This is a genomic window from Arthrobacter sp. NPDC056493, from assembly GCF_042795115.1.
Taxonomy (GTDB): domain Bacteria; phylum Actinomycetota; class Actinomycetes; order Actinomycetales; family Micrococcaceae; genus Arthrobacter.
Map to the genome: position 1 here is coordinate 21,099 of NZ_JBHTSL010000069.1, position 6,545 is coordinate 27,643.

12 protein-coding genes are annotated in these 6,545 nt (G+C 66.0%); 4 read left to right on the plus strand and 8 right to left on the minus strand.

Features of this window, described 5'->3' with window-relative positions:
- The first annotated feature begins 169 nt into the window (after positions 1-169).
- Positions 170-763, plus strand: coding sequence for an ArsR/SmtB family transcription factor (locus ACFQ50_RS21175; protein ID WP_377997591.1), 594 nt, complete (start codon positions 170-172; stop codon positions 761-763).
- Positions 764-1,100: 337 nt separating this feature from the next.
- Here ACFQ50_RS21175 and ACFQ50_RS21180 read toward each other — a convergent pair whose 3' ends face one another.
- The 6 genes from ACFQ50_RS21180 to ACFQ50_RS21205 form a co-directional block, all read right to left on the minus strand.
- Complete coding sequence (locus tag ACFQ50_RS21180) at positions 1,101-1,478, minus strand: VOC family protein (RefSeq protein WP_377997592.1); 378 nt, start codon at positions 1,476-1,478, stop codon at positions 1,101-1,103.
- Positions 1,479-1,813: 335 nt separating this feature from the next.
- Complete coding sequence (locus tag ACFQ50_RS21185; protein ID WP_377997593.1) at positions 1,814-2,161, minus strand: response regulator transcription factor; 348 nt, start codon at positions 2,159-2,161, stop codon at positions 1,814-1,816.
- A gap of 256 nt (positions 2,162-2,417) precedes the next feature.
- Positions 2,418-2,846, minus strand: a complete 429-nt coding sequence (locus ACFQ50_RS21190) for a hypothetical protein (RefSeq protein WP_377997594.1) — start codon at positions 2,844-2,846, stop codon at positions 2,418-2,420.
- A 2-nt stretch (positions 2,847-2,848) separates the two neighbouring features.
- Positions 2,849-3,106 (minus strand): hypothetical protein, encoded by a 258-nt coding sequence (locus ACFQ50_RS21195; RefSeq protein ID WP_377997595.1) that lies wholly within the window; start codon positions 3,104-3,106, stop codon positions 2,849-2,851.
- Between the two features lie 159 nt (positions 3,107-3,265).
- Positions 3,266-3,400, minus strand: coding sequence for a hypothetical protein (locus ACFQ50_RS21200; RefSeq protein WP_377997596.1), 135 nt, complete (start codon positions 3,398-3,400; stop codon positions 3,266-3,268).
- Positions 3,401-3,505: 105 nt separating this feature from the next.
- Positions 3,506-3,784: a hypothetical protein gene (locus ACFQ50_RS21205; protein WP_377997597.1), complete on the minus strand. Its 279-nt coding sequence runs from the start codon at positions 3,782-3,784 to the stop codon at positions 3,506-3,508.
- Between the two features lie 364 nt (positions 3,785-4,148).
- On the opposite strand from ACFQ50_RS21205, the gene ACFQ50_RS21210 reads away from it, so the two are divergent.
- Positions 4,149-4,394 carry a hypothetical protein gene (locus tag ACFQ50_RS21210; protein ID WP_377997598.1) on the plus strand — a complete coding sequence of 82 codons (246 nt, stop codon included), beginning with the start codon at positions 4,149-4,151 and terminating at the stop codon, positions 4,392-4,394.
- 42 nt (positions 4,395-4,436) lie between these two features.
- Here ACFQ50_RS21210 and ACFQ50_RS21215 read toward each other — a convergent pair whose 3' ends face one another.
- On the minus strand, positions 4,437-4,883 hold the full coding sequence (locus ACFQ50_RS21215) for an SRPBCC family protein (protein ID WP_377997599.1): 447 nt from the start codon (positions 4,881-4,883) through the stop codon (positions 4,437-4,439).
- Positions 4,884-4,959: 76 nt separating this feature from the next.
- The gene (locus ACFQ50_RS21220; protein WP_377997600.1) at positions 4,960-5,346 is read right to left on the minus strand and encodes a hypothetical protein; all 387 of its coding nucleotides are present in this window, start codon (positions 5,344-5,346) and stop codon (positions 4,960-4,962) included.
- A gap of 218 nt (positions 5,347-5,564) precedes the next feature.
- On the opposite strand from ACFQ50_RS21220, the gene ACFQ50_RS21225 reads away from it, so the two are divergent.
- A complete protein-coding gene (locus ACFQ50_RS21225; RefSeq protein WP_377997601.1) occupies positions 5,565-5,933 on the plus strand; it encodes a VOC family protein in 369 nt (122 codons plus the stop codon).
- Positions 5,934-5,996: 63 nt separating this feature from the next.
- Entirely contained in the window at positions 5,997-6,407 is a 411-nt protein-coding gene (locus ACFQ50_RS21230; RefSeq protein ID WP_377997602.1) for a VOC family protein, read from the plus strand.
- Positions 6,408-6,545 lie beyond the last annotated feature (138 nt).

Genomic DNA, 6,545 nt, shown 5'->3' on the forward strand with positions numbered 1-6,545 from the left:
ACAATTATTTCAGTGCAAGGCGCCTGCCGCGAGGGGTAACGGCCCTTGATTGGCAACGAATTAATGGGTGGGCGTGGCGGCCCGAAAAAACCCACGCGCATTGCCTCGGCATGGGCTTTGTGAGGGGATAATCGGTTAAGAACACGTATGTATCTGTCAGATTGGGGCAATGGTGACGGAACGTGGAGGACTCGGGGAACGGGTCGCGGCCGGTGAGGCCGAACTGTTTAAGGTGCTGGCCCATCCGGCCAGGGTCCGCGTTCTGGCCATGCTCGCGTCGGGCCCGGCTTCGGTGGCGGAGCTGTGTTCGGCCACGGGGCTGAAGGCATCCCATCTGGCTGGTCAACTCGCCCAGTTGCGGGCCCAGCACCTGGTCACTGGCCGCCGGGCACACGGACGGCTGCAGTACTGGCTGGCTTATCCCGAGATTGCAGACCTGCTCGCCGTTGCCGAGTCCGTGTTGAGTGCGCGCGCGGCGGCCGACGCGGGCGGCTTGGCCGGCTTGGGCGCGACCCGTTGGGGATCCGACGGCGCTGGCCTTGGCCCGGGCGGTGGGGGCACGCTGACGGATGAGTCTGCCGCCGAGTTGGCGGAGTCCCTGGGCAGGCGCGCCCTGATAACCGACGCCGTCCGGTCCGTCAGTGCCCGGACAGGGCGGAGCTCCGAACAGGCGCTGGCCGGACTCCTGACCGAGGCCCGGGAGCGCAGCCTCACACTCGCCGAGGTCTCCAGCGAGGCAGTGGCGGAGCGCGGAACCGAGTGACCTCTCGCCAGGCAGGCGAAACCCGGTAGCCGCTGGTTGAGCTTGTCGAAACCGGTTTCTGTGTGTGCCCTAAAGATTGGTCTATTGACGGAGTGGCGGCCCTGGGCGAGACTCGTAATTGAGGAATTGATGAATTCATCGTTTTTTCAATCCTCTCCATTGGGGGTCCTCTGCTCCGGCAGGCGCAGAGGGGCCGGAGCGTCGCGGGGCGGGTGGACCATTTCACCGCCCGGGGGCCGCGGAATAGACGGAAAGGGGCCGGAACAGCGTGGTTCCGTCCCCTTTCCGATTCCAGTCGTAGCGCGGTTGCCCGAGTCCGGGACTGGGCGTACCGGAACTACGGGCGTTCGAAGATGCTCAGGATATTGCCTTCAGTGTCCAGGAACCAGGCGGCCTTGCCCCCGTCCGAGGTGGCAATCCCGTTCTCCGTTTTCAGCCCCGGAAAATCGTATTCCTCGAACACAACGCCGCGGCCCCGCAATTCCTGGACGTCCCGTTCGACGTCGTCCGTTACCCAGCCCATCTGGGTGTTTTTGGCGCTGCCCGCGTTGTCGGTTTGGTACACCAGGAACCTGGTCCCGTTGCCGCATTCGTACATGACGTTGTCGTCCGCGGGTTCCACCGGCTCCAGTCCCAGCTTGTCCCGGTAAAAATCTTTTGCCCTGCCTACGTCCTTCGCCGGAAGGACGGCGGTGACGGCTATGTCCTTGAGCATGACAGTTCACTCCTCGTTGAGTTGATGGCGCTCTTGAGTTAATGGCGATGGTCCCCTGATCGGTGCCGGGAACGGACTGGCAGTCCGTGTCCGTACCGCGTCACCGCCCGTTTCGCCGACAGCCGGGCGGCCACCTGGGACCCTGCGGCGCCTCGCCGGCAACGCCGGCGCGAGGGTCCCCGAAGTTTATGGGGACATTATGGAACCGAAGTGCCACTTGCGGATATAGGACGCGGGGACGGGAAAGCACGACGTCGGCCCGGCCGGCTGCCGCTGTTGCCGTGCAGCCGCTGCTTTTGACTGGCAGCCGGCCGGCGGCGGCTCCCCTGAGCGCGCTAGGCGCGCGACTCGAGGCCGTGCGCCGTCAGCGGACCCACGGGGCAGAGCTTATTGACCGTCTCCGTGAGTTGCCTCGGACGGAAGGGCTTGATCAGGTAGGCGGCGGCTCCCGACGCCATGCCGGCCATCTCGTCGTCGAGCTCCGCCCGGGCGGTGATGAACAGCATTGGTGCCTCGGAGCGGGCGCGGATATGCCGCGCCACCTCCAGGCCGTCCATGTCCGGCAGGTTCAGGTCCACCGTCACCAGGGCGGGGTGGTGTTCCCATGCCGCGGCGACCCCGTCAACGCCGTTGCCCACCGCCTGAACGTCAAAGCCGAGCCGTCCCAGGATCAGACTGATCAAATCGCGAATATCCCGGTCATCCTCGATGACCAGGCACAGCCCCCGTGAACCCAACGTGCCCCCCGGCCTGTAGTAGGTGTGTGCACAGTGTAGGGCGGAAACCTCAAGACGTGCATGCCGGGGCACGAAAAAGCCCCGCACCATTGTGAAGGCGGTGCGGGGCTTCCCGGGGACGACCATCCGCATGGGGGAATAGGATGGGGCCCCGCACTAAGTTACCCGCGCGTAGATTTGTCCTTCAACTGTACGATTCCCGTCATTCGGGCAGTTCCATCTGGAAACCGCATGTGCACCTCAGGACGCGGGTGGACAGGTAGACGTCCAGGGTGTCCTCGGCCGGGCCCTCGGTGGTCAGCGGCGCGGACAGCCGGCGGACCTCCGACCCTGCCTTGGCCATCGGTTGTCCGCAGTGCATGTAGTGGCCGCCGAAAATCAGCACGTCCCCTTTTTGCTCCCGGCGGCCCAGGACTGCGGACAGCTCGGCTACCTGGGCAGGATGTTCACGGAAGCGCCGGCACCGGCCGCAGGTGTAGGCAACCAGAACGACGTCGGTGGGGCAGTCCGGGATGTTCATCACCGATCTGACGGTCAGGTGGCGGTTGGTGCCGCAGCGGGTACACGTCACGGGTGAAACGCGCGCCCGTCCGGCGCCGTCGGAGCGGAAGTCGGGGGATTTGAGCGACACGGTCAGCCGGCGATCGGGTAGCTGGCCAGGATGTAATCGGCTGCGGCGCGTCCCTTCATCCGCCGCCTGGTGCCGCGGAGGTTGACCCGGCACCGGCGCATGCCGGCCCGGAAGGACGAGTCGGTCTTGGGCGTCACTCCCTGGATCAGGCACCAGCTCGTGTAGAGCCCGTAGAGGCAGTCCGGCCCCAGCGGGCTGTCGGTGTCGGGAGCGGGGGAGGTGGCGTCGTGAAGGAACTGCTGGAAATGCGAGGTGGCCATGGCAGGCTCTTTTCCTCAGGGTGCGGGGTGGCCGCCGTGAGGCTGCAGCGGCATTGCCTCCAGGCGGTGCACAACGTCGGGAGGGGTTTCCCATACAGAAAAACGCAGGGTCCTGTATTGAACCTACCGCGCAGTAGGGAGTGTTGTACAGGGAATGCCTCAGGACCCGGGCGTGCATGCCGATCTCGAGCTGCCCAGACGCGCGCGGTCAATCGCCACGAGCGCCACCGCGCTGGCAGCGAGGCGGATGGCGTTGACGCGGTACCACTTGGCCAGCAGGGGCTTACAGCGCATGTCGCTGGGTGGGCGCGGCCCGAAGAACAGCGCAGGATTCACGGACCGGAGAAGGTATGCGGTTGCTGCCGCGCCGGCCGCCGAAGCGGCGGCAGCCGTCGCCAGCTACGGCCGGCTGCCCGGGCGGTTCCATCCTGCGGCAAGTGCCAGCGCTACGGCCGGGAAGGTCGCGGGAGCCAGTGGCGCGTAGTAGCGTCCGGGGCTGCCGGACCCCAGCGGGGACCTCCGCAGCTCAGGGCCGTCCTCGGACCCGGCGACGCGGTGGGGGACTTTGACCACGGCCTCGTAGAGGTTCCCGAAAAACCAGTGCGCGTGAGTGAATTCCGCGACGGCCAAACTGACATCGGCCATTGTCCCGCGCTTGTCCGTTGCTCCATGCCCCATGGCCATAACGTACAGCAGGCCGGTGGGATCTGCGCTCCTGGTTCCGGACGCGTTCGCAGCTCAATCAGCGGGTCCCCGGGCCGGCGGCGGACTGGGTTTGGCAGCCAGGTCACGGAGGGTGGACCGGGGGCCATCGCCGCCGGCCCTGATGGAAGTTTCCGTTATCGTCCTTGGAAGAACTTTGGAGTTCCTTGGGTCCGGCACGGGAATCCGCGCCCCGAACCTTCAGAACTGCCGGGTCCGGACGTACCCCCTCGCGCGCCGGAACCGGCCACTCCCCTCCTCGACCGCGGAAACAGATAGGGCGGCGTGTTGCACGGGCCACGTTCACAGCCTGTTCACCCCGAGCTGGTTCCATAGATGCATGGACGCGAACGCTGGCAACGATCACGACGCCGACATTCCGGCAGTGTGGGGGATGCTAACCCCGGGGGCGGAGACGGGGATCCGGAAACGGGGCCGCCCCGCCCGGGTCGGCGCTGCCGGTAGAGTGCCCCTTGACGGCTCGGTCGTTTTCGCCTGGCTCGATGGGCAGTCGTCCCGCAGGCTGCATTTTGCCGGAGACCCGCTGGTGGTCCTGCCGGAGCTCGAGCACACGGAGGCCTTTTAGCGCTCCCCGTGTCTTGGCGTTGCCCGAGGATGCCCGCGGCTGTCAGCGGTGCTGCATCAGGCGGGTTTCAGGAGTCGCGCGGTCGAGTATCTCGGAGCGGCGCCTGACGGCGTCGGTGAACCTGTCCAGGAACAGGTCTGCGCTTGCGTGCTTCGAGAAGGGCAGCAGCAGACCCCGGTGCTTTTCGACGACGGTCAGGCGGGTCTGCCGCGATTGGGGCGTAAGCGTGAAAGTGCGGGTTCTGCTCCACAGCCCGAACGGCAGGCGGCGGTGCCAGGTCATGACGTTTCCGCTGACTTGCCGGACACGCAGCTTCACGGACCGCCGGCCTCCGGAAGGTGTGATCCGGACGGTGTCACCAGCCCGGACAGCGCCGTCGGCCTCCAGGATTCCCGACTCCCAGACGCCGAAGTTTCCGCCGTCGGTGATGACGTGCCAGACACTCGCGGCCCGGGCCTGGATGAGTACTTCGGAGCTGAACAAACGCACCCAACCACGCTACTGACTCAGGCCACTGACTGGGTGTTGTGCAAGTGTTGTGCCGCCCACACCGGCCCCCGGAGGCTCAGCTGATGGAGAGGAAGAGGAAAAGCAGCGCCAGCAGGAGCGCCACCGGGGTCATGACCAGCCGTTCCGGTTTGCTGCGGGAGATGGCGTTCATCAGCACGCCGAGGGTGAAGTATGCCGTCAGGACCCAGGTGAACACTGGGTACCAGGCGTCGCTGCCGATCGCGGGTGCCAGTCCGGTTCTCGCCAGGGCCGCGTGCCCGAACACGAGATAGAGCAGAACTGACACCGCGCTGCCGATCCTCAGCCTCGCGGGCAGGATCCTGTGCTGTCCGCCCCAGGCCAGACGTCCCAGCGGTACGCCGCCCATCAGCAGCACCTGAAAAACTGCCAGCCCTGCGAGCACGGCACAGGCGAGCACCGCGGATATTTGACCCAGCTCCACAGCCGATCCCTTCGGTCATCTTGAGTTCCAAGCTAATTGTGCCTTGCCGAACCGACCACTGAACTCCCGGCGGCCGCCCGAGGCCATGCCCGTGAATTTGTGCCGGGGGCGATTTTTGTCAGGGGCTTCTGGAAGAGTGCTGTCTGGGACGGTCGGACGGGCCGCCTGTACCATCGGAAACATTCATGTCCGGAGGGTTCCGGAGACTGGAGCAGCACATGCAACTCGGCGCTTTCTCACTCAGCCTCGCCGTCAAGGACATCGCGGCGTCGGCGGCGTTCTACGAGAAGCTGGGATTCACCAGGTCCGGCGGCGATATCGACCAGAACTGGCTGATCCTGCGGAACGGTCAGACGGTGATCGGCCTCTTCCAGGGCATGTTCGAGAAGAACTCCTTGACCTTCAACCCGGGCTGGAACCAGGACGCGCAGCAGCTCGACTCGTTCACCGATGTGCGCGATCTCCAACGCCAACTGAAGGACCAGGGGATTCCGTTTGCTGCTGAAGCCGGCGTCGGAACCGGACCCGGCAGCTTCATCGTGGTGGACCCCGACGGCAACCCGGTCATCGTGGATCAGCACGTCTGATCCGGATCCCATCTCAAGAGGCTTCCATCCAAATCGGGGCTTCACCAAAGAGGAGTAAGGAACATGTCCAGCAACCCTGAGGACTCCAACAACCCCGAGGATCTTGTCAGCGTCAGGTACATGGTGGACGACGTCGGCGCCGCCGTCGGCTTCTACACGAAGTACCTCGGCTTCACCGTCAGAATGAACGCGGCACCGGCGTTTGCCGACGTCGTGCGCGGTCAGTTACGCCTGCTGCTGAGCGGACCCACCAGCTCGGCGGGCCGGCCAATGCCCGACGGCGCGGTCCCGGCACCGGGCGGATGGAACCGGATCCATCTCATCGTGAGTGACATATCCGCCGAGGTGGACAGGCTGCGGGCCGCGGGCGTTCCGTTCCGCAACGAGATCGTGAAGGGGCCCGGCGGCCAGCAGATCCTGCTGGAGGATCCGGCGGGCAACGTCGTCGAACTGTTCCAGCCTGCCGGTACGTAAGCGCCGAAACGCGGAAGTCCCCGCCGCCGGGGTCGGGGGGGTCCGGCGGCCGGGGCTCGGCGTCTCGGTTGGTTGGGCGGGGATGGCGCCGGGCGGGGGGGTGGGGGGGCTGTTAGTGGTGTGTCGTATAAACAAATG